The following is a 24944-nucleotide window of genomic DNA, read 5'->3' as shown; positions in this document are numbered from 1 at the left end:
AACACGCCCCGTTTGTTTTATTGCGAATTTTGAGAGAAAGAGCGTCTGGTATGCAGGTCCATAAGTACGACGTCGTCATCGTCGGTGCCGGTGGCGCTGGCATGCGCGCCGCGATCGAATCCGGTCAGCGCGCGCGCACAGCAGTACTGACCAAGCTCTACCCCACCCGCTCGCACACCGGTGCGGCGCAGGGTGGCATGTGTGCAGCCCTTGCCAATGTCGAGGAAGACAACTGGGAGTGGCACACGTTCGACACCGTCAAGGGCGGTGACTACCTGGTGGACCAGGACGCCGCCGAGGTCATGGCCAAGGAAGCCATCGACGCCGTGCTCGACCTGGAAAAGATGGGCCTGCCGTTCAACCGCACGCCCGAGGGCCGGATCGACCAGCGCCGCTTCGGTGGCCACACCCGCGACCACGGCAAGGCACCCGTGCGCCGTGCGTGCTACGCAGCGGACCGTACCGGCCACATGATCCTGCAGACCCTGTACCAAAACTGCGTCAAGCACAACGTTGAGTTCTACAACGAGTACTACGTCCTTGACCTGCTGACGGTCGAAGAGGACGCAGTCCGCGAAGACGGCACCCCCTACAAGCAGAAGCGTGTTGCCGGTGTGGTCTCCTACGACCTCGCCACCGGCGAACTGCACGTATTCCAGGCCAAGTCCGTGGTGTTCGCTTCCGGCGGCGCCGGCAAGGTCTTCAAGACCACCTCCAACGCCCACACCCTGACCGGTGACGGCATGGGCATCGCGTTCCGCCGCGGCATCCCCCTGGAGGACATGGAGTTCTTCCAGTTCCACCCGACAGGCCTTGCGGGCCTGGGCATCCTTCTGTCCGAGGCCGCCCGCGGTGAGGGCGCCATCTTGCGCAACTCGGAGGGTGAACGCTTCATGGAGCGGTACGCCCCCACCATCAAGGACCTCGCACCCCGCGACATCGTGGCCCGTTCCATGGCCAACGAAGTCCGCGAGGGCCGCGGCTGCGGCCCGAACAAGGACTACGTCCTCCTGGACCTGACCCACCTGGAACCGGCGCACATCGACGCCAAGCTCCCGGACATCACCGAGTTCGCCCGCACCTACCTTGGCGTGGAGCCCTACACGGAGCCGGTGCCGGTGTTCCCCACCGCGCACTACGCCATGGGTGGCATCCCCACGAACATCGAAACCGAAGTCCTCCAGGACAACGACACCGTGATCCCCGGCCTGTACGCTGCGGGTGAGGTGGCCTGCGTGTCCGTCCACGGCTCCAACCGCCTGGGCACCAACTCGCTGCTGGACATCAACGTGTTCGGCAAGCGTGCCGGCATCTCCGCAGCGGAATACGCCAAGACGGCCCAGTTCGTAGAGCTGCCGGAGAACCCGCTGGACTACACAACGGAACTGCTGGACATCGCCCGCAACGGCACCGGCGACGAAAAGGTGGCGCAGATCCGCAAGGAACTGCAGGACACCATGGACGCCAACATGCAGGTGTTCCGCACCGCGGACACCCTGAACCAGGTCCTGCGCGACATCGCCTCCTTCGAGGAGCGCTACAAGCACATCAACGTGCAGGACAAGGGCAAGCGCTTCAACCTTGACCTCCTCGAGGCCGTGGAACTGGGCTTCCTGCTGGAACTGGCCAAGGTCATGACTGTTGCTGCCCTGCACCGTGAGGAATCCCGCGGCGGACACTTCCGCGAGGACTTCCCGGACCGTGACGACGAGAAATTCATGAAGCACTCCATGGCGTACAAGGATGACCACGCGCCGGCTGACGGATCGGCGGAAGCAATCGCCGGGATCCGGCTGGCCACCAAACCGGTCGTCTTTACCCGCTACGAGCCGATGGTGAGGAAGTACTAAGATGACCGCTGAAATCGCTGAGCCAGCCTCAAAGATTGAACTGCCTGCCGGCGTCGGCGGGGGCGGCGAAATCCCCACGTTCGATGTCCACATGCGCGTCCGTCGGTACAACCCGGAGGTCTCGGAAGAGGCCACTTGGGATGACTACCACCTCACCATGTACGGCACGGACCGCGTCCTGGACGCCCTGCACAAGGTCAAGTGGGAGATGGATGGCAGCCTGTCGTTCCGCCGCTCGTGCGCCCACGGCGTGTGCGGTTCCGATGCCATGCGCATCAACGGCCGCAACCGCCTCGCCTGCAAGACCCTCCTGAAGGACCTGGACACGTCCAAGCCCATCACGGTGGAACCCATCAAGGGCCTGCCGGTGGAGAAGGACCTGATCGTGGACATGGAGCCGTTCTTCCAGTCCTACCGCGAGGTTATGCCGTTCCTGATCAACAAGGGCCACGAGCCCACCAAGGAACGCCTCCAGTCCGCTGAGGACCGTGAGCGCTTCGACGACACCACCAAGTGCATCCTTTGCGCTGCGTGCACGTCCTCCTGCCCGGTCTTCTGGACCGACGGCCAGTACTTCGGCCCGGCGGCCATCGTAAACGCACACCGCTTCATCTTCGATTCCCGTGATGACGCCGGCGACATGCGCCTCGAGATCCTCAACGACAAGGAAGGCGTGTGGCGCTGCCGCACCACCTTCAACTGCTCCGAAGCATGCCCCCGCGGCATCCAGGTGACGCAGGCGATCGCCGAGGTCAAGCAGGCGATTCTCTCCCGCAAGATCTAAGGATCACCAGCGGACGACGGCGTCGCTCACCCCACGTGGTGAGTGGCGCCGTCGAACGTTAAACCCCCGTTGCCCTATCACTTAGGGTTCCCATTCCCCGGTTTGGGAGCCCGCAGTGATGGGGCAAGCCCGTTCGACAGGAAGGGGACACCGTGTCCCGCACAGAGAAGGTCACATTCGCCGGCTCCACCGGAGAGATGCTGTCCGGGATCATCGATATTCCGGAGGGCCCCGTCAAGGGCTGGGGTGTGTTCTCGCACGGATTCACCCTGGGCAAGGACAGCCCCTCCGCGTCCCGGATGTGCAAGGCCCTTGCGGACAGCGGCGTGGGCATGCTGCGGTTCGACAACCTGGGCCTTGGCGGTTCGGCAGGCGAGTGGTCTGCCGGCTCCTTCAGCCACAAGGTTGCCGACACGGTCAAGGCTGCAGAGTTCATGCGCAGCGAGGGCAAGGAAATTTCACTGCTGGTGGGCCACTCCTTCGGCGGTGCGGCAGTACTGGCCGCGGCCCGGGAGATTCCGGAGCTCGACGCCGTCGCAACAGTAGGTGCCCCCTTCTCGCCCAAGCACGTGGCCCACGTCTTCGACGCCGCCCTGGACCGGATCCTGAGCGAAGGCAGCGCGGAGGTGGACCTGGGCGGCAAGCGCGTGGAGATCCGCAGGCACTTCGTGGAGGACCTGGAAAACGCCGACCTCACGGACTGCATCCGGCAGCTGCACAAGCCGCTGATGGTGCTCCACTCCCCCACTGACAACACCGTGGGGATCGAGAACGCCAGCACGATCTTCCAGACCGCCCGGCACCCCCGGAACTTCGTCTCCCTGGAAGGCAGCGACCACCTCCTGACCGGCAAGGGGCAGGCTGCGCGGGCAGCCAGGATCATAGCGGCCTGGGCCGACCAGTACCTCGACGCCGCGCCCTGACCGGCCCCAAGCTGCTAGGGCTGGCCGGCCGGACGCTGACTACTTGCCGATGGCGGCCTTGCTCTCGCTGATCCACTGCTCGGCGGCCTTCTCCGGCGTCAGGCGCTTGAACAGCACGTCGGTGTTGATCCGCGCCGTAATCTCGGAGACCGCCGTCGAACCCGTGGGTCCGATGTAGGTGGGCGCGAAGTCCATTTTGCCGATCTCGCCGATGTAGGCGGCCTCCACTTTGCCCTGCGGGGTCAGGAGGTCCTGGATGGCCGTGCGCATTTCGGGGTTGCTCGGGACGCCGCGGTCGCTTTGGATGATCTTGGCGGCGGCCTGGTTGTTGACCAGGAAGTTCACCAGTTTGGCGGCGGCTTCGGTGTGCTTGCTTCGGGCCGAAATGGTGTAGAACTGCGACGACTGGAGCCAGATGCCCGGTGTGGGCTTTTCGCCGGGGAGCTTGAGGAGTTTGAGTTCGGCGCCGGAAGCCTTGCTGAGCGCTGTCAGGGAGTTGCTCCACGTGAGCATCATGCCGGCCTGGCCCATGCCCATGAGCGTTTGTTCGGTGCTGACACTGAGCTTTTCCACTGTTTCTGAGGCGTTGGGCGCGGCGCCGGACTCGCTGAGTTTGAGGGAGAAGTCGAAGTAGTCCTGGACTGTCTCCTTGGTGAGGCCAAGCTGGCCGTCCTGGGTGTAAAGGGACTCTCCCCGCTGCCGGGCGAAGGCGTCCAGGGAGTCGTGGGTGAGGACCGTTGCCGTCCCGTAGGTGCCCTTGGGGCTCTTCGCCGTCACGCTTGCCGCGGTCCCGGCGAAGTCTTCCCAGCTCCAGGTGGTGTCGTCCGGGAGCGGAACGCCGGCCGCCGCAAAGACTGCCGGATTCACCACGATGGCCAGGGCGTTGGCACCGGTGGAGATGCCGTACTGCTTGCCCTGGACCTGGCCGTTGTCCAGCGCCCCCTGGTCCAGCTTGGCGAGGTCGAGCTGACCTGACACCTTGGAGAGATCCAGCAGCGCTCCACGGTTGGCGTATTCGGCCGGGTAGGCGCCGCCCATGGTGATGACGTCCGGCGCATCGTTAGCGGCCACCTGGGTGGCGAGTTTGTCGAAATAGCCGCCGATGTCCCCGAACTCGGGCTTCACCTTGATGTCCGGGTTTGCGGCTTCGAATTCTGCGATGGCTTTGTTGGTGAGCTCTGCACGCCCCGCATTTCCCCACCAGGCGAACCGGATTTCCACCGGGCCGTCGTTGGCTCCGCCCGACGGTGCGGAGCACGCCGCTGTCAGTCCAAGCAGGCATGCAGCGCTGAGCATTGCAATGGATTTGCGAAGGCGGTGGGTACTGAGACGCGTCATTGGGCCAGCTTCTTCCCTCGTCAGAAAACGGTTTCGTGAAACGTATCATAAAGGGGTTGTCCGCCAACAGGCCCTGCCGCTTCCGGGGACGCCGGACGCGGGCTGTTCAGGTTTGGGGAATGGTGTGGCGGGCGCCAAGGATGGATTTGCGCGGCTTGTCCCCCGAGGCCAGGTCGGCTTCGCGGACGGCCGACCAGCCGGCCGAGACGAGGTACACCTGGCTGACGAAGTTGAACCAGATGAGCAGGCCGATGATGATGGCAAACGGCGCCAGGATGGGATTGCGGCCGGCACCGCCCAGCAACTCGGTGCTGAAGATCTGCAGCACCGTGGTGCCGATGGCGGCCAGGATGGTGCCTTCCAGCAGGGCGCGGCGGGAGAGCTTGAGGCCGCCCGCCAGCCGGAACATGATGAGGGCTGTCACCCAGCTCAGGACCAGCGGAACGGCGATTTTGATGAGCGTCGTCAGCGGGCCGGCCACAGCATCGTCCAGGTGCAGGACCTCAGATACCCAGCCTGCTGCCGTCCCGAAAATCAGCGACGCACCCGCGCTGATGACGAGGGCTACCCCGAGGAGGAGCAGGGTGCCCGCGTCGCGCAGCTTGAGGACCACCGGGTTGACCACCAGGGGCGGCAGTTCCATGACGCCGCGCAGCCCGTCCCTGAGCCCGTTGATCCAGCCCAGGGAGGTGATGATGGTGACGATGGCGGCGATGATGGCGGTGAGTCCCAGGCCCTGCGGGTTGAGGAGGTCCTGGGGGTCCACCAGCCCCGTTCCGCCGTCCACTTTCAACAGGCCCGGGGCACTTGAGGCCACGCTGCTGACGATGCTGTCCAGCAGTGCAGGCTGTCCGCGCAGGACAAGCCCCGCAACGGAGAACCCGGTGGCCAGCAGGCCGGTGATGGAGAAGAACATGTTGAAGCCGATGCCGGCGCTCATCAGCGGACCGTGCTGGAGGCTGTAATGCCTGAAGGCGCGCATGGGACGGAAGGCGTTCAGCCGGGCAAGCAGCCATTGGACCATGGCCAGGAGGGACTTGATCCCCCCGCCGCCGGACCGCCGCGCCTTGCTCCAGTCCATCCGCTTTTGGCTGACGGCCAGCTGAAGCTTGGCCCGCTCAGTGGGAAGAGGCTGCCCCGCCGGCTCGGGATGCCGCTTCCGCAGCACCGTCCGCGAATCGGGTGCCGGCGTCGTTGTCAGTTTCGGTCCCAAAGTCCAGCTCTTCCCGTAGCTGCCAGATGCCGTCTGCATCATGCTCGTAGAGTCCCATGCTAACCACGGGGAAGGTGGCCTTGTAGCTTTTCAACACCGTTTCCGCCTCATCGAGGCTTTCCGGGCTGACATCGTGGGCGATCGTGACGTGCGGGTGGAAAGCGAAGGGCAGGTCACGCTGCAGCGGTCCCTGCTGGAGCTTTTCGTGCAGCTCGACGCACTCGCCGAAACCCTCCTGGACCTTGATGAACACCACCGGTGAAATGGGGCGGAAGGATCCTGTCCCGGCGATGGTGACCATGAAGGGGCTTTGCCGGCGGGCCACATCCCGGACGTGGGCCAGGGTGGCCTCCCAATCATGGGTGGGGGTGGTGGTCACCAGCGTGATGTGCGCAGGCACCACACCGGCCAGCGGATCGCCGAAGGACGCACGCCATTGCTGGAGCTCTGCTGCGATGTCAGGCGGGAACCCGAGGATGACGCCGACGCTGGAAGACATGGTGCTAGCGGACTCCTGCGAGGCTGTGGGACGGCAGGAAGCCCATGCGCTCGTATACCTTGGCCATCGTTACGGAGGCAATCTCGCGCGCCCGTTCCGCGCCAAGGGCCAGCAACCGGTCCAGCTCGGCAGGATCGGCCATCAGCTCGTTGGTCCGGTTACGCAGCGGGGTGACAAAGTCCACCACCACTTCAGCGAGGTCTACCTTGAGGTGGCCGTACATCTTGCCCTCGTACTCGGCCTCAAGATCCGCCACCGGCTTGCCGGTCAGGGATGAGTAGATGGTGAGCAGGTTGGAAACGCCGGGCTTCTCCTCGGGGTCGAACCTGATCTCCGTGCCGGCATCGGTCACGGCGGACTTGATGCGCTTGGCGGCAATCTTCGGGTCCTCCAGCAGCTGTATGGCCCCGTTGGGGGACTCTCCGGTCTTGGACATCTTGGCGCTGGGGTTCTGGAGATCGTAGATCTTCGCGCTTTCCTTGAGGATGGTGGCCTCAGGGACGGTGAAGGTGTCGCCGAATCTCGTGTTGAACCGCTGCGCGAGGTTGCGGGTGAGCTCAAGGTGCTGCCGCTGGTCTTCACCGACGGGTACCAGGTCCGTCTGGTACAGCAGGATGTCCGCCGCCATCAGCGTGGGGTAGGCGAACAGCCCCAGGGTAGCGGTGTCTGCGCCGGACTTCTGGGTCTTGTCCTTGAACTGGGTCATCCGGGAGGCCTCGCCGAAACCGGTGATGCAGTTCAGCGCCCAGGCCAGCTGGGCGTGCTCTGGCACGTGGGACTGGACGAAGAAGATGCTCTTGTCCGGGTCGATCCCGGCCGCGATGTACTGGGCGGCCACGATGCGCGTGCGCTTGGCAAGCTCCGAGGGGTCGAAGTCCACGGTGATTGCATGCAGGTCTGGGATGAAGAACACGGCGTCGTATTCGGCCTGCATATCCACCCAGTTGCGGACGGCTCCGATGTAGTTGCCCAGGTGCAGGGAATCAGCGGTGGGCTTGGCACCGGAAAGGATGCGCTTCTTGGCGGCCGGGGTGGGCTGGAGTGTCATGCGTGAAACTTTCGGGGCTTAGAGCTGGTAGTCCACTACCAGCGGGGCATGGTCGGAGAAGCGGGTGTCGTACGTGGCCGCGCGGTCCACGACGGCGGAGGTTGCCGAGGCTGCCAGCGCCGGCGTCGCCAGATGGTAGTCGATGCGCCAGCCGGCGTCGTTGTCGAAGGCTTTGCCCCGCCAGGACCACCAGGTGTAGGGCCCGTCCATCTCGCCGGACATGGTCCGGTGAACGTCGTGCCAGCCGATCTCCTCGCCCAGGAACCGGTCAAAGTAGGCCCGCTCTTCCGGCAGGAATCCGGCCTTCTTGAGGTTGCCCTTCCAGTTCCGGATGTCCAGGGGCGTGTGGGCCACGTTGAGGTCACCCACCACCAGGGCATGGTCGCTGTGCTTGGACAGCTCCGGAAGCCTGGTGCTCATGGCGTCCAGGAAACGGTACTTGTCGTCCTGCTTGGGGGTGTCCACCTCACCGGAGTGCACGTAGGCACTGGCGACGGTGAGCTGCACGCGCTCCCCCGAGGCATCGGTCACGCGGAAGTCGGCTTCAACCCACCGGCCGGCGGTGGCAAAGTAGTCGTCGCCGATCCCGTTGCGGGTGGCAATGGGCTCTTCGCGGGAGGCAATGGCAACGCCGGCGCGGCCCTTGGCCTCGGCTTCGGCGTGCAGGATGTGCCAGCCTTCGCCCAGCAGCTGCCGGACAATGGCATCGGGCGCACGGACTTCCTGGAGGCAGAGGATGTCCACGCCGCGCGGCTCCAGCCAGGCGGCCATGCCGTTCTTGTAGGCAGCCCGCAAACCGTTCACGTTGACGGATGCGATGCGGAGGTGGTCCTTCTTCAATGCCGAGCTCACCCGCTCCACTCTAGTCGATGATGGTTCCGGCCACGGGCTCGCCGTTGCCGGAGGACCTGATCATGTCCCGCGCGTTGGTTGCCGTGATTTCAATCGTTTCAAGGGCCCGGTGGATGGTGTCCTGGTTGGCGGCTGCACCCTTGGCGCGCTCCTCCTCCACAACGCGGATCTGCACCTGGACGATCTTGAAGGAGTGGTCCAGCTTCAGGTCGCGGACCTCATCGGCCTGGCTGCGCTCGGACACCACGGTGGTTCCGCCATGGTCGGCCGCTGACTGTGTGGGACCCCGGCCGGCTGCGGTGGTGAAGGCATTCTGGGCCTCGCTGAGCTTCGCCCCGGCTTTCTTGGCCGCCTTCTGGATGCTGAAGACCACGAAGCAGGCGAGGGCCAGCCAGAAGAAGGCGATGACGGCGACAACCCAGCCCACGACGTCGTTCTGGTTTGCCGCGAAGATCACGGCAACGATGAACGCGGTCACCAGGACCATCAGTCCGGGTCCGCTGATGCGGAACATCGAGAAACCGCCCTTGGCGGCGTGGGGAGCTGAATTGGGGTTGCCCAGAGATTGCATGCACCTATTCTCTCAAATGGCCCGGCATGCTCCGGCCGCCTTCCACCCCCGGCGAACAGACCCATGTAAGTAGCAGCAGGTGTCGTTTAGACCGCCCTAAACGACATCTGCTGCTACTTGGTTGGGAGGGGGCTATTTCAGGAACAGGGCCCGCAGGCGGAGGGTGGTCAGGAGCATCCCCGCGGCGGTCATCACCAGGAAGTAGCCGATGTGCACCGCAGTGGCCGCCGTGAAGACGCCGACGCTGATCTGGCGCAGCAGCTCCACGCCGTGCCACAGCGGCATGGCCTGGATGAACCACTGGATGGGTTCCGGGTAGACGCTCAGCGGGTAGAACGTGGCGCTGAACAGGAACATCGGCAGCAGGATGAAGTTGATCCAGTCCATCTGCTGGAAGGTCTTGAGGAAGCTGGTGATTCCCATGCCCAGGCTCGCGAAGCCAAACGCAATGAGCACCGAGGCCGGGATCATCAGCAGGGCCCAGGGCGAGGTGATCAGCCCCATCACCCCCATCACGGCCGTGAAGCCGGTGGCGTAGAGCATGCCACGCAGGAGGGCCAGGAAGATCTCGCCGAGGGCAACGTCCAGCGGCCCCAGCGATGTGTACAGCATGCCCTGGTACAGCTTGGCGAAGTTCATCTTGAAGAACACGTTCCATGTGGAGTCGTACACCGCCCCGTTCATTGCCGAGACTGCCAGCAGCGCCGGGGCGATGTAGGCCGCGTAGCTGATGATGGTGCCATCGGGACCTTCAACGGCGCCGACGATGGCGCCGAGCCCCACCCCCATGGAGACCAGGAAGAGCACCGGTTCGAAGAACCCGGACAGCATCACCAGCCAGTTGGTGCTCCTGGTGGCCATCAGCCCGCGGGCAATGACGGCCCTGGCGTTGCGGGAGTACAGCGGGCCGAAGGTCCGGTCCCGGGCTGCCGCAGCCGCTGCGCCCGCCGGGCTTCCATGGTCCATGCGGGTGCTCACTGGCCCATCCTCAGGGCGAAGCGGCGGCGGGTCAGTGTCCAGCCCAGCGCCGCCAGGCCAAGGAGGACGGCGAGGTGCAGGAGCGTCAGCAGCGGCGGCTCCTGGTAGCCGTAGCTGAGGACCCGTCCCAGTTCGGTGCCGTGCCAGATGGGCGATATCCAGCCAATCCAGCGCACGGCCAGCGGAAGGGTGTCCAGGGGAAAGAAGGTTCCCGAGAACAGGAACAGCGGCATCACGATGAACCGCATCACCAGGGCGAACTGGCCCTTGTCCTCGGTGATGGAGGCGGAGTAAGCCATCAGCGGCAGTCCGAATGAAAGCCCTGTCAGGGTGGCCACAAGGATCCCGGCCCAGCCCCAGCCCGACGGCGAGGCGCCGAACAGTGCCACGGCAAGGAAGTAGATGGCGGACTGCAGCAGCAGGCGCAGCGTGACGGCCATGATGTGGCCGGCCGCAATCTGTCCGGGGGTCAGTGGCGAAGCGTGCGGGCCGTAGTAGGTGCGGCGCCACTTAAAGCCGTCCATCACCGGGAAGGTGAATTCGTTGGCTGCGGTCATCACGCCGGCGGACACCAGGAGTGCCGGGGCGATGAACGCAAGGTAGCTGACGCCGCCGAAGGCTGCGCCGCCCTGCCCGTCCACCAGCGTGGCCAGTCCCACCCCCATGGCGAACAGGTAGGCCACGGGCTGGCCTACGCTGTACATCACGATGGACCAGCTGTAGCCCTTCATCACGCGCAGCACCTGCTCCGCGTAGTAGAAGGCTCCCCAGCGCCGCGCCCTCGCGGCGGCGACTTCGGGGGCGTGGGCCTGCAGGGCATGCGGTCGCACACCGCGTGCGTCAGTCAACGAGGCTCCGTCCGGTGAGCCGGAGGAAAACGTCCTCCAGCGAGGACCGCCGGACCAGCGAGGTCAGCGGCCGCAGGCCGCGGTAAGCAACCTGCTCAAGGGCTGATTCGCCGTCGTCCGCGTAAATCAGTACCCGGTCCGGCAGCACCTCGAGGCGTTCGCCGATGCCGTCCAGCTCCGCCGCGATGGTGGTGTTCCGTTCGGAGCCGAAGCGCAGCTCCACTACCTCCCGTGTGGAATGCTCGCGGATCAGCCGAGCCGGCGACCCTTCAGCCATGATCCGCCCCTTGTCCACCACGATCAGCCTGTCGCACAGCTGCTCGGCCTCGTCCATGTAGTGGGTGGTGAGGATCAGGGTGACGCCCTGTTCCTTGAGCCGGAACAGGCGGTCCCAGAGGATGTGCCGGGCCTGCGGGTCCAGTCCGGTGGTGGGTTCGTCCAGCAGCAGGATCCGCGGTTCGTTAATCAGGGACCGGGCGATGGTGAGCCGGCGCTTCATGCCGCCGGAGAGGGCATCCACCTTGGATTTTGCCTTGTCCGTCAGCTGGGCGAACTCCAGCAGCTCGTCTGCCTTGGGTTTCAGGTAGCTCATGGGCAGGCCGAAGTAGCGGCCATAGACCAGGAGGTTGTCCCGGACCCTCAGTTCCTCGTCCAGGTTGTCCTGCTGCGGGACCACGCCCAGGTGCGCGCGCACCTCCGGGCCGTGCGTGTCCGGGTCCAGGCCCATGATGTCCAGGGTGCCCGAGGTGCGCCGGGTGACCCCGCCGATCATCTTCATTGCGGTCGATTTTCCGGCGCCGTTGGGGCCGAGGAGCCCGAAGGACTCCCCCGCGGGCACGGAGAAGGAAATACCGTTGACGGCCGCGAGGTCGCCGTACTTCTTGGTCAGGTTGTCGGCTGCGATGACGATGGGGCGCGACGGCGGGCTGCCGGACCGGGTGCCGGACAGCAGGAAAGCATCGTTGTGCACCCTCCGCACATTAGTTGAGGTACCGGGGATGTGGAAGGGCACTTGCAGTTTGGGGTTAACGGGCAACGGCGGCGCGGAACCTTTCGCTTGAAAAGTTCCGCGCCGCCGTCGTGCGCTCGTTCCCGGTGGCTAGCCGGCCGATTCGACCGAGCGTTCCGCGGCTTCGACCACGTTGGTCATCAGCAGGGCCACCGTCATGGGACCCACGCCGCCAGGGTTCGGCGAGATCCAGCCGGCCACCTCTGCGGCGGCGGGTTCGATGTCGCCGTGGACGCGGCGCTTGCCGGTCTCCGGATCGGTTTCCCGGGTAACGCCGACGTCCAGCAGGGCAGCGCCCGGCTTAACGTCCGCGGCCTTGACGATGTGCTTGACGCCGGCGGCGCCCACAATGACGTCCGCCTGCTTGAGCAGCTCCGACAGGTTCTTGGTGCCGGTGTGCGTCAGCGTCACCGTGGCGTTGACAGCCCGCCTGGTGAGCAGCAGTCCGATGGACCGGCCGATCGTGACGCCGCGGCCAACCACCACCACGTGCTTTCCGGAAAGGCTGTAACCGTTGCGTTCCAGCAGCTCGATGACGCCGCGGGGCGTGCACGGCAGCGGAGTGGTGATCTCCCCGTTGACGTTGAGCACCAGGCGGCCGAGGTTGGTCGGGTGGAGCCCGTCGGCGTCCTTCGCGGGGTCGATCCGCTCCAGGATGGCGTCGGTGTCCAGGTGCTTGGGCAACGGCAACTGCACGATGTACCCGTGGCAGTCAGGGTCCGCATTGAGTTCATCAATGAGGGCCTCGACGTCGGCCTGGGTGGCGTCAGCCGGCAGCTCGCGCTGGATCGAGTTCATCCCGATCTGCACGGACTGCTTGTGCTTCATGGAGACGTACAGCTGCGAGGCGGGGTCGGCGCCTACAAGCACAGTGGCGATGCCGGGGGTGACGCCCTTGGCCTTGAGTGCGGCCACGCGTTCGGTCAGCTCGGCCTTGATGGCAGCGGCGGTGGCCTTGCCGTCCAGGATCTGTGCGGTGGTGGTTTCAGTCATTGGTTACCACTGCTCGTGCTGGGGGTAGAGCGGGAAGTCGGCGGCCAGCTTGTCCACACGGGACTGGAGGGCTTCGACGTCGGCGCCGGTGCCTGCCTTGAGGGCGGTGGCGATGATCTCGGCGACCTCGGTGAACTCGGCGGCACCGAAGCCGCGGGTAGCCAGTGCAGGCGTACCGATGCGGAGGCCGGAGGTGACCATCGGCGGGCGGGGATCGAACGGTACCGCGTTGCGGTTGACGGTGATGCCCACGGAATGCAGGAGGTCCTCGGCCTGCTGGCCGTCCAGCTGGGAGTTGCGCAGGTCAACGAGGACCAGGTGCACATCGGTGCCGCCGGTGAGGACGGAGACGCCGGCTTCGGCGACGTCCGACTGGTTCAGGCGGTCGGCGATGATCTTGGCGCCTTCAAGGACGCGCTCCTGGCGCTCCTTGAATTCCTGGGTACCGGCAATCTTGAAGGCCACGGCCTTCGCTGCGATGACGTGCATGAGCGGGCCGCCCTGCTGGCCCGGGAAGACGTTGGAGTTCAGCTTCTTGGCCCACTGTTCCTTGGCCAGGATCACACCCGAGCGGGGACCGGCGAGGGTCTTGTGCACGGTGGAGGTGACGACGTCGGAGTGCGGCACCGGGCTGGGGTGCAGGCCTGCTGCCACCAGGCCGGCAAAGTGTGCCATATCCGTCCAGAGGAGCGCGCCCACTTCATCGGCGATGGAGCGGAACGCTGCGAAGTCGAGGTGGCGCGGGTAGGCGGACCAGCCGGCGATGATGACCTGCGGCTTCTCGGCGATGGCCTGCTCGCGGAGCTTGTCCATATCAATGCGGAAGTTGTCTTCCTCCACCTGGTAGGCAGCCACGTTGTAGAGCTTGCCGGAGAAGTTCAGCTTCATGCCGTGAGTGAGGTGGCCGCCGTGGGCCAGGGACAGGCCCAGGATCTTGTCACCCGGAGTGATCATGGCGGACAGCGCGGCGGCGTTGGCCTGCGCACCGGAGTGGGGCTGGACGTTGGCGTACTCGGCGCCGAACAGGGCCTTGACCCGGTCGATGGCCAGCTGCTCTGCGACGTCGACGTATTCGCAGCCGCCGTAGTAGCGCCGGCCCGGGTAGCCCTCGGCGTACTTGTTGGTCAGGACGGAGCCTTGGGCCTCCATGACGGCGCGGGGGGCAAAGTTCTCGGAGGCAATCATTTCCAGGGTGCCGCGCTGGCGGCCAAGCTCCTGGTCCAGGACTGCCGCGATCTCGGGGTCGAGCTCGGCCAGCGGCTGGTTGCTCACTGCTGTGGTTGAGGTGGCTGTAGTAGTCACGAAAAACTCCTGGCTAGGGAAACGGGCACTGCTAAGGTCAGGCTACCGGCTGGCGCACTCCCGCACCGCCTTGATGACAGGGCGTGAAAGCGCCCGGCAAGGTGCTGCTGCGCTGGCGCAGCAGCCCAAATCCGGCAAAACATGACCCTCGGCCCAGGCGTACGATCCGTGGTCTTCGTGATTGCCGCTCCCTGGTGGTTAGCCACCCAACGCCAGTTGCGACGCTCCCAGCCTACCAAAACCGGTACCCGCCGCGCGGGTAGGCTATTACGCGTGAATGAAGACCAGCTGAACCAAGCCTATGTACTGACCCTGTCCTGCCCGGACCGCCCAGGAATCGTCCACGCAGTGGCCGGCGCACTGCTGGTCGCGGGAAGCAACATCATGGATTCGCAGCAGTACGGCAGCCCGGCCACTGGCAACTTCTTCATGCGGGTGGAGGTCACCACCGCGGCTCCTGCGTCCGAACTGCGGGCAGCCCTGGAACCGGTGGCAGCGGCCTTCTCCATGCAGTGGAGCCTCAATACCGTGGGCGACAAGGTCCGAACACTGATCATGGCCAGCACCTCAGCCCACTGCCTCAACGACTTGCTGTTCCAGCAGCGCTCCGGCACGCTGCCCATCGAGATTCCCGCCATTGTTTCCAACCACCGGGACCTGGCCGGGCTGGCCGAGTTCTACGGCGTCCCGTTCCACTACATCCCGGTGACGAAGGACACGAAGGAGCAGGCCGAGGACAAGCTGCGCGCCCTGATTGCCGAGCACGATATTGAGCTGACCGTCCTGGCCCGCTACATGCAGATCCTTTCTGATGAGCTCTGCACCGATCTCACCGGCAAGGCCATCAACATCCACCACTCTTTCCTGCCGTCCTTCAAGGGTGCCAAGCCCTACCACCAGGCCCACGCCCGCGGCGTGAAACTTATCGGCGCCACAGCCCATTACGTCACCGCTGCCCTGGATGAGGGCCCCATCATCGAGCAGGAAGTCATCCGGGTGGACCACGCCCGGACTCCCGAGCAGTTTGTGCAGATGGGCCGCGACGTCGAGGGCCGCACCCTGGTCCAGGCCGTGCAGTGGCACGCGGAGCACCGGGTCCTGCTGGACGGCAACCGGACCGTGGTCTTCAACTAAGTAGCAGCAGATGCCGTTTTGAGGCCCCAAAACGGCATCTATTGCTACTCAGTTGGGTGGAGGGGTGGCTTAGGGTGAAGCCATGGCTCCCCTATACCCTTTCGGCGGTCACTCCCCCGCCGTTCACGAATCAGCGTTCATTGCCCCGTCGGCGTCCATCATCGGCAACGCCACCCTCGCCAAGGACTCCAGCGCGTTCTACGGCGTCTCGGTCCGCGCGGATACCGCCGCCATTACGGTGGGTGCCGGCAGCAACCTGCAGGACAACGTAGTGCTGCACGCCGACCCAGGCTTCCCCTGCACGGTGGGGGAACGGGTCAGCGTGGGGCACGCCGCCGTCGTGCATGGCTGCACCGTGGAGGACGACTGCCTCATCGGGATGGGCGCCACCGTCCTGAACGGCGCGGTGATCGGCACCGGTTCGCTGGTGGCGGCCGGCGCGGTGGTGCTGGAAGGAACAGTGGTTCCGCCCCGCTCGCTCGTGGCCGGGGTTCCCGCCAAGGTGCGCCGGGAACTGACCGAAGTAGAGTTCGACGGCGTCCGCGCCAACGCGTCGCGGTACGTGGAGCTCGCGGCGAAACACCGCGAGCTCCACCACTAGTCGAGGCTGATCGGACCCAGTTCATCCAGCAGGTCTCCCGGACCGGGATTGCCCAGGGCCGACGACCCGCCCAGGTGGTTGATGACACCCCACACCGCGTTCAGGCCGGTGGTGACGGCGCCCTCGGCCCAGCCCGCGGTGAAGGAGACGTCGTCGCCGGCCAGGAAGATGCCGCGCTGTGATTCGGGCAGCGTGTCCTGCTTGAAGTGCGTAAACAGCCGCTGCTGGTACCGGTACTGGCCCGGGAGGTTCGCCTTGAAGGCGCCCATGAAGTTGGGGTCGGCCTCCCAGGAGACGGTGATGGGCTGGCCCACGATGTGGCCCGCGATGTCCACGCCCGGGTAGATCTGCTCCAGGGAGTGCAGCATCAGCTCCACCCGCTCATCCGCGTCGAGGGCAAGCCACTTCAGCGCGTCGTCGTTCCAGGTGTACGAGAGCAGGATGACGGCGGGCTGGTCCGGGCCGTTGTCCAGCAGGTACGTGGCCCGGTTCAGCCGGTCCGTCAGCGTCATGGAGAGGACCTCGTTCCCCGTTTCCGGGTCGATGTCCTTCCAGAATGGCCGGTCCACCATGACGAAGGTCTTGGAGGACTGCATGTAATGGGAGCGTTCGATGGCAGTCCACAGTTCCGCCGGGAACAGCGCCTCCTCGGTATGGATCCGGGTGGACAGCAGCCACGACTGGCACGTGGTCACCACGGCCGGGTAGCTGGCCTCCCGGCCCCACCTCTCGCGGACCCGAAGGTTGCCGTCCGGGTCCCGGCTGATCTTTCCCACGGCGCCGCGGGGCGACCCTGAGTGCAGTGACGCCAGGGACGTGCCGGCAGGCCAGTGCACCAGGTCCGACGGCGCGTGCTGCCAGAGTGCCTCGGGCAGCCGTTGCGCTCCTCCGCGGATGAAGCGGTGCTGGTCGTCCGCGTCCGTGTAGACCACGCGCAGGATTTCCAGGATGGAGTTGGGAAAGTCGGTGTCCCAGCCGCCGGTGCCGAAGCCCACCTGGCCGAAAGCCTCACGGTGCGCGAAACCTGCCGCCTTAAACGAGTCGCTGGCGGCGATGAAGCCGTAGAACGTCTGTTCGTCCATCAGCGGGAGCAGTTCGTTCCAGAGTTCCTTGATCCGGGCGGTGTCACGCCGGCGGATGGCATCCTGCATCTCACCGAACTTCGCACCGTCGTTGACGGCTGCCTTCCAGGCGTCTGCCACTTCGCGGAAGAACGGCGGCAGGTCGCCCGGCTTTTCCGCGTAGTGCTTCTTGCCGGCGAGTTCGATCACCGTGCTGGATGTTGCGTCGGCCAGCGGGTTGGGGAAGTCCTGGGTTTCCAGCCCGAGCAGGTCCACGTAGTGGTAGAAAGCCTTGCCGGAGACGGGGAAGCGCATGCCACCCAAATCCGCCACGACGCCCGGCGCCGCCGGGAAGGCCGCGGTGCGCAGCCTGCCGCCGATCTGGTCCGCTTCGTAAACCACCGGCCGCAGCCCCAGCTTCATCAGCTCGTAGGCGGTGACCAGGCCGGAAAGCCCGGCCCCGATGACGGCGACTTCGGTGCCCAGCAGTTCATCCGGAACCGAGCCCAGGCCGCCGGGGTGGGCCAGGTAGTGGTCATAGCTGAACGGGAAGTCCGGGTTGAGCATGGTGACGGGCGCCGCCTGCTCCTCCGGATGCCGGGGAGCGTCTTCCGCCAGCGTTGAGGTGCTGGACGGATCGGAGGCGGGAAGCTCGGTAGCGGTGGTCATTGGATATCTGCCTTCGGGGTTGCTGCGTGCTGGTTGGAATGTGTCCGGGTTCTCGCCGGGAGGAGTGGTTCAGGACTGGTGGTTCACGGCTGGCACGTCCAGGTGTTCACTGCCGCCGAGGGCCGCCACTTTGGAGTTCCGGCGGCCATAGCCGAAGTAGGCAGCCACCCCCACGAGCATCCAGACCCCAAAGGTGATCCACGTGTCGGCGCCAAGGTTGGCCATCAGGTAGATGCACATGATGGCACCGAGGATCGGGGTCACGGGGAAGAACGGCACCCGGAAAGTACGTTCAAGCTCGGGACGGGCACGGCGGAGGTAGATGACCGCCACGTTTACCAGGGCGAAGGCGAACAGGGTGCCGATGCTGGTGGCGTCGGCCAGGGCGCCGAGGGGCACCAGGCCGGCGGTGAGCGCGACGGCGGTGCCGATGATCAGGGTCCCGGCAGCGGGGGTCCCGGTCCGGCGGGAGACGCGGCTGAAGACCTGTGGCACCAGGCCGTCGCGTGACATCGAGAGCAGGATCCGGGTCTGGCCGTAGAGGACCGTCAGGACGATGCTGGCGATGGCAAGCACGGCTCCGACGGCGAAGACCAGGGCGATCCAGGGTTGCCCGGTGGTTTCTTCGAGGATCTTCACCAGGGCCGCCTCCGTGCCGTCGAACCATCCCCACGGCCGGGCGCCGATGGCTGCCACGGCAACCAGGACGTAGATGGAGGTGACGATGAGCATGGAGAGCATGATGGCCCGGGGCAGGTCCCGCTTGGGATTGCGTGCTTCCTCACCGGCAGTGGAAGCGGCGTCAAAGCCTATGTAGGAGAAGAACACCCGGGAAGCTGCCGCGGAGACGCCTGCAGCACCCATGGGCAGGAGGGGATCGAAGTTGCCGGCGTTGAAGGCGGTGAAGGCCACCGCACAGAAGAAGAGCAGGATGCCAACCTTGACCGCCACGATGGCGGTGTTGATCCAGGCACTTTCCTTTGCGCCGCGGACCAGCAGGACCGTGGCGAGGAGGACGATCACCACGGCCGGAACGTTGACCATGCCGCCGTCGCCCGGGGGCTGCGAGAGGGCGTCCGGAAGGACTGCCCCGAAGACAGCCAGCGCCTCGTTGACGTACTGTCCGGCGCCCACAGCGACGGCGGCCACGGAGACCGCATATTCGAGGACCAGGCACCAGCCGCAGATCCACGCCATGCCTTCGCCCATGGTGGCGTAGGTGTACGAGTAGCTGGAGCCCGCAACCGGCACCAGCCCGGCCATTTCCGCGTAGGAGACGGCGGACAGCAGGGCGGCGAGGCCCGCAATCGCAAACGAGATCCAGATTGCCGGACCGGCCAGGGGAACGGACTCGCCCAGGATCACCAGGATGCCGGTACCCAGGGTGGCGCCCACGGAGATCATGGTCAGTTGCAGCACGCCGAAGCTCCGCACCAGCCGGGGTCCGCCGGTGCCGGCGTCCGCTTCAGCCGCCATCAGTGCGAGGGGCTTGCGGCGGAGCAGCTGCGTGCCGAGCGAGGGGCGGGCGGCCGCGCGGTCGGTCACCTGGCCTGGAAGTGTGGGCACAGTCATCGTTGACGTCCGTTCATGGGTCGGTGGATGGTTGGATTCCCCACCCCAGCGTAGGGGTGTGAGCGGCATCTCAATGGGGTGCAAAGTGACCTATAGTGAAAGCCCATGAGACATATTGCACCAATTTCCAGTGAGACGTCCCACTCCGCTCCAGAGCAGGACGCGGTAACCCTGGGCCGGTTCCTCGGAAAACTGCCCGCCGGTGTCACGGTGCTCCACGATGCCGGCAACGGCGGTGCACCCCTCCGCTGGGTGGAGCCCAGTGAGCTCGGGGATCCCACCCCGTACCTCCTGGACGGCGAGTTCGTCCTCACAGCGGGGCTGCCTTTCCTGCAGGCGGGGACGGGCAGCGGGCACGGCGGCCAGGAGCGCGGGGACTCCTCCCGCCCACCGGTGCCGGGAACGGTGGATCCGGCGCTGGCTGATGAGTACGTTGCCCGGTTGGTGGCTGCGGGTGTGGCTGCCCTCGGATTCGGGCTGGAGCCGTACTACGATGCCGTACCCGACGAGGTAGCCGCCGCGTGCCGGCGCCGCGGCCTGACGCTGGTGGAAGTCCCGGCCAGCATCCCCTTTGCTGCGCTTGGACTGGAGTTCTCCAAGCTCCTGGAATCGGGCAGCGCCCAGGCGTTCCGCCAGTTGGCCGAAACGAACCGCCACCTCATGCGGGCCGTCCTCTCGGCGCGCCCGGAGCACGAACTGCTGGCGGCCCTGGCGCAAAAGGTCCCCGTATGGGCAGCCCTGTTCGGGCCGGACGGAAAGGTCCGCGCCAAGGCAGGAGCCGTCGTCGAACTTTCCACCATGCAGCCCTTGGTCAAAAAGCTGCTCGCCGGCAGTGGACCCCGCGTTGAAACCGAGGCGCTGCCCGGGCATGGCCAGGTGCTGGCTGTGGGCCACCCGCTGCGCAGCAGCAAGGACGCTACCCTCGGCGGGCTGGTCCTGGGCACCGCCAAAGCGCTTACGCCTGCGCAAAACAGCGTGGTTTCCTCCGTGGTGGGACTGTTGGAGCTTCTTGTCCGGCAGCGGACCAGCGGTTCACTGGCGCCCAGCCAGCTGGCTACGGCGGTGTTGCTGCACCCCGAGAGCCTCGCCGGCGGCAGCACCCGGCAGCTGAACAGTGTCCGGGACCTGCTGGCCCAAAGCGTCTCGGGTACCCGGACCGGCCCCCTCAGGGTGGTCCAGGGCGTCCGGCTGGAGGGCGCGGTGGCGGACGGGCCGGTCCGGGAGCTGCTCCAGTGGCGGAGGCTTTTCGACACGAAGCTGGTGGAACTTACCGACTATGGCTTCGCTGCCATCACCCGGCTGAAGGTGGATGACCAACTGGTGGCCGAGGTGGAGCGGCTGGGCTGGGGCCTGGTGGTTGGCGGAACAGCCGAGCTCCCCGGCCTCCCGTCCGCGTACCGTAACGCAAGTGCCCTGCGCCCCCGCGTCATCGCCACCGGCCGGACGGTGCGGGAAGAGGAGCAGGCGTGGACTGTTGCCGGACTGCTCGGCGGCGGAGCCGGCAGCATGCTTGCCAGCCGGCTGCTGGCACCGGTCATGGCATTGGATCCGGAACGCAGGGACAGCCAGCTGGGGCTGCTGCGCTCCTGGTTGGGAGCGAACGGTAACTGGGACGCAACCGCGAAGGACCTGGGCCTGCACCGCAACAGTGTCCGGCGCCAGGTCAATGCACTGGCCGCACTGCTGGACACGGATTTCAGCCAGGCCTCCGTCCGGGCCGAGCTGTGGATCGCGCTCCAGTTCGTGGACTCCGTCAGCCCGTCTGGCACCTAAGAACTCAAGGGCGCCGCCGACCGGTCAGGTGGCCCAGCTGCGGTACAGGTCGGGGCGGCGCTCCGCCAGGTAGGGCACGCCGGCCCGCTCACGGCGGGGCGCGTCCGGGTCCAGTTCGGCGTACAGCAGTACCGGCGTCTCCCCTGCTGCGGCCAGCAGTTTTCCGTCCGGGCCGGCGATGACGCTTCCGCCGAGGAAACGGCAGCCGTCTTCCACTCCGGAATGGTTTGCGTAGGCGATGGCCAGCTGGCTTTCCAGCGCACGGGCCCTGACCAGGATCTGCGGAACGTCGTCGAACCCGTGCGCCAGGGCGGTCGGCACCAGGAGGAGTTCGGCGCCACCCGCGGCGGCCGCGCGCACGGCCTCAGGGAACTCCACGTCGTAGCAGATCACCATGGAGGTGGGGATTCCCTGGAAATTTACGACGGCGGGCTGTTCCGCGGCAGGAGTAAACGCGGCACGTTCGTCAGGGCCGAAGAGGTGGACCTTGCCGTAGCCAAGCAGCGTGCTGCCGTCCGTGTCCAGCAGGGTAGCACTGATCTGCCACTCCCCCTGCGGCGTGATCCGCGGCAAGCTGTAGACAAGCCCGATGCCGTGGTTGCGGGCGATGTCGGCGAGCCGGCGGTGGAGGCCAGGCAGTTCGGCGGGATCCAAGGCTGCCCGGACCCGGCGGGGGGCGTAGCCCACCGGAAAGAGCTCAGGGGTCACCAGCACTGCCGCGCCCGCGGCCGCCGCGTCCCGCGCCGCACTGTCAATCACTGCGCAGTTCACGTCAATATCAAGAACATCGGCATTTGCCTGCAGGAGTGCCAGCAGCACTGTTTCCACCTTCCCTACTCCGGACAGGCCCCAACTGGAAACCTTTGTCCCAGCGTAGCCACCGCCGCGAACCATCCCGCGGGACCATCTGCACCGTCGCCAAAGCGTGACGGGCCAATTGACCTACCGGCTCCAGCCCAGACACAAGATGACCCATGCGTTAACTTCTTGACTACAAGAGTGCAGATAGGGCAATGTTCTTAGCATGTCCGCCACCCCGCGCTCAACGAAGAGCAAGCCCAAGAACCCCGGCTCGCAATCCGCGTTGCGCCAACTTAACCAGCAGCGGATCATCGAAAGCCTCATGGGCGGTCCGTCCACCCAGGCCGAACTCGCCAGGCAGACCGGGCTCTCCACTGCCACGGTCTCGAACATCGTCAAAATCATGCTGGATTCGGGACTGGCGTCCACCGAGCCCATTACCAGCTCCGGCCGCCGGGCCCTGAATGTCCGGCTCAACAGCAACGGTGCGGTGGCCGTCGGCATCGACTTCGGCCGGCGGCACCTGCGGGTGGTGCTGGCCTCCCTGAGCTACCACGTTATCGCCGAAGAATCGGTCATGCTGCCGCTGGGCCACCAGGCCGAGGAAGGCATCCGGGCGGCGGTTGCCCTGCTCGCCAAACTTCTCGAGGAAAGCGGAACGGAACGCTCCTCGGTGGTGGGCGCCGGCGTCGGGATCCCCGGCCCCATCGACCGCCGCACCGGCACCGTGGCGCAGGGCGCCATCCTGCCGGAATGGGTGGGAATCAATATCCTCCAGCACCTGGAAGACACGCTCAAAATCCCCGTCTTCATTGATAACGATGCCAACCTTGGGGCATGGTCCGAGGTCACCTGGGGCCAGCACACCGGCGTCAGCAACCTCATGTTCCTGAAGATCGGATCCGGCATCGGCGCAGGCCTCATCCTCAACGGCGCGCCCTACTACGGGAACGTCGGCATCACCGGGGAAATTGGCCACGCCACCATCCACGAACAAGGCCTGGTGTGCCGCTGCGGCAACCGGGGTTGCCTGGAAACCATAGCGTCCACCACCACCATGATCGAACTCCTGAGCCGGGGCGAGGACCGCCCGCTGAACCCGGCGGACATCGTCCGGAAGGCGCTCAACCGAGACCCCGCCACCCTTCGCGTGGTTGATGACGCCGGCCTTTCCGTGGGCCGCGCCCTGGGCAACGTGGCCAACCTGATCAACCCTGAAGTCATTGTGGTGGGCGGGCCCCTGGCGGGCTTGGGAGACCTGCTGTTGGACCCCATCAGGCGGGGCCTCGTGCGGCACGCCGTGCCCGTCATTGGCGAAACCACCACCCTCACCATGTCGTCCCTTGGCGACCGTGCGGAGGCCCTCGGCGCGGCGGCCCTGGTCTTCCAACATGCGGGCATCCGCAAAATGTAGACCGTTTCGTTATCCGGCAATTGCGTTCAAGACTTGACGACAATAGCTGTGATCCAGTTTACTTTTGGATCAGACGGCCCTGCGCTTTGCCGGCCGGACAAAGAAGTCATTGCATTGGAGGGTTAGGGCAGATGACGTCCCAGACCACACAAGCGGAGCCGATCATCCTTGAGATGCGGTCCATTACCAAAGAATTCCCCGGCGTTAAAGCCTTGGCCAACGTGAACCTGCGGGTAAAGGCAGGGGAAATCCACGCCATCTGCGGCGAAAACGGGGCCGGCAAATCCACCCTGATGAAAGTCCTCTCGGGCGTCTACCCCTACGGCAGCTACGACGGCGACATCGTCTACCAGGGGCAGGTCCAGCAGTTCAAGGACATCCGTGCCAGCGAGCATGCCGGCATCGTGATCATCCACCAGGAACTGGCGCTGATTCCCGAGCTGTCCATCATGGAAAACATCTTCCTGGGCAACGAACCCACCAAGCGCGGAGTTATCAACTGGGCCGAAGCCCGGCTCCGGTCCCTGGATCTGCTGGCCCGCGTAGGCCTGCGCGAGGATCCGGACACGCCCATCAAGGAGATCGGGGTCGGCAAGCAGCAGCTCGTCGAAATCGCCAAGGCGCTGAACAAGTCCGTGAAGATCCTCATCCTGGACGAACCCACGGCGGCCCTGAACGAGTCCGATTCCCAGCACCTGCTGGACCTGATGAAGGGCCTGAAGGCCAAAGGCATCACCTCCATCATCATTTCCCACAAGCTCAACGAGATTGAGCAGATCGCCGATTCGATCACCATCATCCGCGACGGCAAGTCCATCGAGACGCTGAACGTGAAAGCGGACGGCGTGGACGAGGACCGGATCATCAAGGGCATGGTGGGCCGCACCCTGGAGTCCAGGTTCCCGGACCACACACCCAAGATCGGCGAGGTCTTCTTCGAGGTGAAGAACTGGACGGTGGGCCACCCCAACGTGCAGGACAGGCTGGTGTGCAAGAACTCCAGTTTCTTCGTCCGACGGGGCGAGATCGTCGGGTTCGCCGGGCTGATGGGCGCGGGACGGACCGAACTGGCCAGGTCAGTCTTCGGCCGGTCCTACGGGCGGTTCATCGACGGGCACGTATATAAGGACGGCAAGGAAGTCACGCTCAAGTCCGTGCGCCAGGCCATTGATGCCGGGCTGGGCTACGTGACGGAGGACCGCAAATCCCTGGGCCTGAACCTGCTGGATGACATCAAGACCACAACGGTGGCCGCCAACCTTCGCAAAATCAGCCGCCATTCCGTGGTGGACGCGAACCAGGAGTTCACCGTCGCTGAGCAGTACCGCAAGTCCCTCCGCACCAAGACCCCGTCGGTGGAAGAAGGCGTGGCCAAGCTCTCCGGCGGCAACCAGCAGAAGGTGGTCCTGGCCAAATGGATGTTCACGGACCCCGACCTGCTGATCCTGGATGAACCCACCCGCGGGATCGACGTCGGGGCCAAGTACGAGATCTACGGCATCATCCAGCAACTGGCGAACCAGGGCAAGGGAGTGATTGTCATTTCCTCCGAGCTCCCCGAACTCCTGGGCCTGTCCGACCGCATCTACACCATCTTCGAAGGCACCGTCACCGGTGTCCTGGACAAAGACGAGGCCAGCCAGGAAAACCTGATGAAACTGATGACCTCGAACCCCAACCGCAAAGCCGCCTGATCCCCTGGATCATCCCA

22 protein-coding genes and 1 riboswitch are annotated in these 24944 nt (G+C 65.6%); of the genes, 8 read left to right on the top strand and 14 right to left on the bottom strand.

The features are described from left to right. Positions 1 to 50: 50 nt before the first annotated feature. From sdhA to ACP3TD_RS06705, 3 genes are all read left to right on the top strand, one after another. Entirely contained in the window at positions 51 to 1850 is a 1800-nt protein-coding gene (gene sdhA, locus ACP3TD_RS06715) for a succinate dehydrogenase flavoprotein subunit (protein WP_091718909.1), read from the top strand. A 1-nt stretch (position 1851) separates the two neighbouring features. Next, positions 1852 to 2634 (top strand): succinate dehydrogenase iron-sulfur subunit, encoded by a 783-nt coding sequence (locus ACP3TD_RS06710; protein WP_015936415.1) that lies wholly within the window; start codon positions 1852 to 1854, stop codon positions 2632 to 2634. Positions 2635 to 2786: 152 nt separating this feature from the next. Continuing rightward, positions 2787 to 3557: an alpha/beta hydrolase family protein gene (locus ACP3TD_RS06705; protein WP_426766306.1), complete on the top strand. Its 771-nt coding sequence runs from the start codon at positions 2787 to 2789 to the stop codon at positions 3555 to 3557. A 39-nt stretch (positions 3558 to 3596) separates the two neighbouring features. On the opposite strand, the gene ACP3TD_RS06700 is transcribed toward ACP3TD_RS06705, so the two are convergent. The 11 genes from ACP3TD_RS06700 to glyA form a co-directional block, all read right to left on the bottom strand. Then, positions 3597 to 4895, bottom strand: a complete 1299-nt coding sequence (locus ACP3TD_RS06700) for an ABC transporter substrate-binding protein (RefSeq protein WP_426766304.1) — start codon at positions 4893 to 4895, stop codon at positions 3597 to 3599. Between the two features lie 106 nt (positions 4896 to 5001). After that, on the bottom strand, positions 5002 to 5976 hold the full coding sequence (locus ACP3TD_RS06695; protein ID WP_426766303.1) for a YihY/virulence factor BrkB family protein: 975 nt from the start codon (positions 5974 to 5976) through the stop codon (positions 5002 to 5004). A gap of 37 nt (positions 5977 to 6013) precedes the next feature. Further along, the gene (locus ACP3TD_RS06690; RefSeq protein WP_426766301.1) at positions 6014 to 6607 is read right to left on the bottom strand and encodes a 2'-5' RNA ligase family protein; all 594 of its coding nucleotides are present in this window, start codon (positions 6605 to 6607) and stop codon (positions 6014 to 6016) included. 4 nt (positions 6608 to 6611) lie between these two features. Continuing rightward, complete coding sequence (gene trpS, locus ACP3TD_RS06685) at positions 6612 to 7655, bottom strand: tryptophan--tRNA ligase (protein ID WP_426766299.1); 1044 nt, start codon at positions 7653 to 7655, stop codon at positions 6612 to 6614. Between the two features lie 18 nt (positions 7656 to 7673). After that, the gene (locus ACP3TD_RS06680) at positions 7674 to 8507 is read right to left on the bottom strand and encodes an exodeoxyribonuclease III (RefSeq protein ID WP_426766297.1); all 834 of its coding nucleotides are present in this window, start codon (positions 8505 to 8507) and stop codon (positions 7674 to 7676) included. A 10-nt stretch (positions 8508 to 8517) separates the two neighbouring features. Beyond that, positions 8518 to 9078 carry a hypothetical protein gene (locus ACP3TD_RS06675; protein ID WP_091718899.1) on the bottom strand — a complete coding sequence of 187 codons (561 nt, stop codon included), beginning with the start codon at positions 9076 to 9078 and terminating at the stop codon, positions 8518 to 8520. A 132-nt stretch (positions 9079 to 9210) separates the two neighbouring features. Then, complete coding sequence (locus tag ACP3TD_RS06670; RefSeq protein WP_426767142.1) at positions 9211 to 10044, bottom strand: ABC transporter permease; 834 nt, start codon at positions 10042 to 10044, stop codon at positions 9211 to 9213. An 8-nt stretch (positions 10045 to 10052) separates the two neighbouring features. Further along, positions 10053 to 10904 carry an ABC transporter permease gene (locus ACP3TD_RS06665; protein WP_426766295.1) on the bottom strand — a complete coding sequence of 284 codons (852 nt, stop codon included), beginning with the start codon at positions 10902 to 10904 and terminating at the stop codon, positions 10053 to 10055. Next, complete coding sequence (locus ACP3TD_RS06660; RefSeq protein ID WP_426766293.1) at positions 10897 to 11874, bottom strand: ABC transporter ATP-binding protein; 978 nt, start codon at positions 11872 to 11874, stop codon at positions 10897 to 10899. Before ACP3TD_RS06660 ends, ACP3TD_RS06665 begins: the two co-directional genes overlap by 8 nt. Before the next feature lie 129 nt (positions 11875 to 12003). Further along, positions 12004 to 12906, bottom strand: coding sequence for a bifunctional methylenetetrahydrofolate dehydrogenase/methenyltetrahydrofolate cyclohydrolase (locus ACP3TD_RS06655; protein WP_426766292.1), 903 nt, complete (start codon positions 12904 to 12906; stop codon positions 12004 to 12006). Positions 12907 to 12909: 3 nt separating this feature from the next. Beyond that, a complete protein-coding gene (glyA, locus tag ACP3TD_RS06650; RefSeq protein WP_426766291.1) occupies positions 12910 to 14208 on the bottom strand; it encodes a serine hydroxymethyltransferase in 1299 nt (432 codons plus the stop codon). A gap of 144 nt (positions 14209 to 14352) precedes the next feature. Next, a riboswitch (ZMP/ZTP riboswitch) is annotated at positions 14353 to 14438 on the bottom strand. 43 nt (positions 14439 to 14481) lie between these two features. Between glyA and purU the strand changes: the two genes are divergently transcribed. Then, positions 14482 to 15342, top strand: a complete 861-nt coding sequence (gene purU, locus ACP3TD_RS06645; RefSeq protein WP_045730150.1) for a formyltetrahydrofolate deformylase — start codon at positions 14482 to 14484, stop codon at positions 15340 to 15342. 82 nt (positions 15343 to 15424) lie between these two features. Then, a complete protein-coding gene (locus tag ACP3TD_RS06640) occupies positions 15425 to 15943 on the top strand; it encodes a gamma carbonic anhydrase family protein (protein WP_426766290.1) in 519 nt (172 codons plus the stop codon). Here ACP3TD_RS06640 and ACP3TD_RS06635 read toward each other — a convergent pair. After that, the gene (locus ACP3TD_RS06635) at positions 15940 to 17673 is read right to left on the bottom strand and encodes a flavin monoamine oxidase family protein (protein WP_426766288.1); all 1734 of its coding nucleotides are present in this window, start codon (positions 17671 to 17673) and stop codon (positions 15940 to 15942) included. The genes ACP3TD_RS06640 and ACP3TD_RS06635 overlap by 4 nt on opposite strands. Before the next feature lie 69 nt (positions 17674 to 17742). After that, positions 17743 to 19245: an amino acid permease gene (locus ACP3TD_RS06630; protein ID WP_426766286.1), complete on the bottom strand. Its 1503-nt coding sequence runs from the start codon at positions 19243 to 19245 to the stop codon at positions 17743 to 17745. 105 nt (positions 19246 to 19350) lie between these two features. Here ACP3TD_RS06630 and ACP3TD_RS06625 point away from each other — a divergent pair, with 105 nt between their 5' ends. Next, entirely contained in the window at positions 19351 to 21018 is a 1668-nt protein-coding gene (locus tag ACP3TD_RS06625) for a PucR family transcriptional regulator (RefSeq protein ID WP_426766284.1), read from the top strand. Between the two features lie 24 nt (positions 21019 to 21042). Here the strand turns inward: ACP3TD_RS06625 and ACP3TD_RS06620 are convergent, their stop codons facing one another. After that, positions 21043 to 21837, bottom strand: coding sequence for a nitrilase-related carbon-nitrogen hydrolase (locus ACP3TD_RS06620; RefSeq protein ID WP_426766283.1), 795 nt, complete (start codon positions 21835 to 21837; stop codon positions 21043 to 21045). Positions 21838 to 22042: 205 nt separating this feature from the next. Between ACP3TD_RS06620 and ACP3TD_RS06615 the strand changes: the two genes are divergently transcribed. Both ACP3TD_RS06615 and mmsA read left to right on the top strand, forming a co-directional pair. Beyond that, complete coding sequence (locus ACP3TD_RS06615) at positions 22043 to 23233, top strand: ROK family transcriptional regulator (protein ID WP_056082089.1); 1191 nt, start codon at positions 22043 to 22045, stop codon at positions 23231 to 23233. A gap of 131 nt (positions 23234 to 23364) precedes the next feature. After that, entirely contained in the window at positions 23365 to 24927 is a 1563-nt protein-coding gene (gene mmsA / locus ACP3TD_RS06610) for a multiple monosaccharide ABC transporter ATP-binding protein (RefSeq protein WP_426766280.1), read from the top strand. Positions 24928 to 24944 lie beyond the last annotated feature (17 nt).

The sequence above is a fragment of the Pseudarthrobacter sp. 1G09 genome, assembly GCF_050038305.1.
In the GTDB taxonomy this organism is placed as follows: domain Bacteria; phylum Actinomycetota; class Actinomycetes; order Actinomycetales; family Micrococcaceae; genus Arthrobacter; species Arthrobacter equi.
Note: the sequence above shows the minus strand (reverse complement) of the source record. Positions and strands in the feature narration are given on the sequence as shown.

Bases quoted from the DNA above. Each gene is read 5' to 3' on its own strand.
- ACP3TD_RS06635 (WP_426766288.1), bottom strand. From the start codon at position 17,673: ATGACCACCGCTACCGAGCTTCCCGCCTCCGATCCGTCCAGCACCTCA.
- sdhA (WP_091718909.1), top strand. From the start codon at position 51: ATGCAGGTCCATAAGTACGACGTCGTCATCGTCGGTGCCGGTGGCGCT.
- ACP3TD_RS06655 (WP_426766292.1), bottom strand. From the start codon at position 12,906: ATGACTGAAACCACCACCGCACAGATCCTGGACGGCAAGGCCACCGCC.
- ACP3TD_RS06670 (WP_426767142.1), bottom strand. From the start codon at position 10,044: ATGGACCATGGAAGCCCGGCGGGCGCAGCGGCTGCGGCAGCCCGGGAC.
- ACP3TD_RS06675 (WP_091718899.1), bottom strand. From the start codon at position 9,078: ATGCAATCTCTGGGCAACCCCAATTCAGCTCCCCACGCCGCCAAGGGC.
- ACP3TD_RS06695 (WP_426766303.1), bottom strand. From the start codon at position 5,976: ATGGACTGGAGCAAGGCGCGGCGGTCCGGCGGCGGGGGGATCAAGTCC.
- mmsA (WP_426766280.1), top strand. From the start codon at position 23,365: ATGACGTCCCAGACCACACAAGCGGAGCCGATCATCCTTGAGATGCGG.
- ACP3TD_RS06615 (WP_056082089.1), top strand. From the start codon at position 22,043: ATGTCCGCCACCCCGCGCTCAACGAAGAGCAAGCCCAAGAACCCCGGC.
- trpS (WP_426766299.1), bottom strand. From the start codon at position 7,655: ATGACACTCCAGCCCACCCCGGCCGCCAAGAAGCGCATCCTTTCCGGT.
- ACP3TD_RS06630 (WP_426766286.1), bottom strand. From the start codon at position 19,245: ATGACTGTGCCCACACTTCCAGGCCAGGTGACCGACCGCGCGGCCGCC.
- ACP3TD_RS06700 (WP_426766304.1), bottom strand. From the start codon at position 4,895: ATGACGCGTCTCAGTACCCACCGCCTTCGCAAATCCATTGCAATGCTC.
- ACP3TD_RS06710 (WP_015936415.1), top strand. From the start codon at position 1,852: ATGACCGCTGAAATCGCTGAGCCAGCCTCAAAGATTGAACTGCCTGCC.
- ACP3TD_RS06625 (WP_426766284.1), top strand. From the start codon at position 19,351: ATGAGACATATTGCACCAATTTCCAGTGAGACGTCCCACTCCGCTCCA.
- ACP3TD_RS06690 (WP_426766301.1), bottom strand. From the start codon at position 6,607: ATGTCTTCCAGCGTCGGCGTCATCCTCGGGTTCCCGCCTGACATCGCA.
- ACP3TD_RS06640 (WP_426766290.1), top strand. From the start codon at position 15,425: ATGGCTCCCCTATACCCTTTCGGCGGTCACTCCCCCGCCGTTCACGAA.